Here is a 686-nt window from a genome sequence, read left to right on the forward strand (position 1 = left end):
CGATACAACGCGGCGATCGCGTCCGTATACGCGGCGACGTTACCCGGGTTGTAGATGCTGACCGAATCCAGAAGCTGTCGCGACTGCCCGCGATACGCGTCGAGGTTCGCGTCGTGCTCGCGGAACGCCTTCAGCAACTGCCGCCCGCCTTCCTGGCAATCGAAATCCGGATAGAAATAGCCGGCCTTGCCGAGGTACGGCGAGTTGTGGACGAGCGGATAGCCGCCGTACAGCAGCTCGTAGTACAGATAGTTCTGCGCGTTCTCCCACGTATGCGACACGACCGCGTCGCCGTGCGCCGCCATGAATTCGTAGACCGCGAAACGCCCTTCGAACGTCGTCAGCCCGTGGTTGACGATGTCGAGGCTGCGCGCGAAGTGGACGAACGTCGTGTGCTCCTTCATGTGCATCGTGTTGCACACGCGCACGAATTCGACGAAGCCCGGCTCGGCGCGATACGCCTCTTCGGCGACGAGCATCGGCACGATGCTCGTCTTCACCATGCAGATGTTCGGCTCGAACATCGCGATGCGCCAGCGCGGCTTGCCCGGCTTGTAGCCGAATTCGAGGCCCGGGCCGAGCGTCGCGCGCGCCTTGTCGAACAACAGCGGATGCCAGATGTGCGGCACGATCGTCACCGGGCTGCGCAGCCCCGATTCGAGGTAGTGTCCGCACGAGTGCTCGAA

Annotated in this window: 1 protein-coding gene; it reads right to left on the reverse strand. The window is 63.3% G+C overall.

Going from position 1 to position 686, the window contains the following annotated elements:
- Positions 1 to 686, reverse strand: a 686-nt coding sequence (locus WS62_RS22410; protein ID WP_156441082.1) for a DUF2827 family protein, incomplete at both ends; no start/stop codon positions are given.

This window comes from Burkholderia sp. ABCPW 14 (assembly GCF_001523835.1).
Lineage (GTDB): Bacteria > Pseudomonadota > Gammaproteobacteria > Burkholderiales > Burkholderiaceae > Burkholderia > Burkholderia mayonis.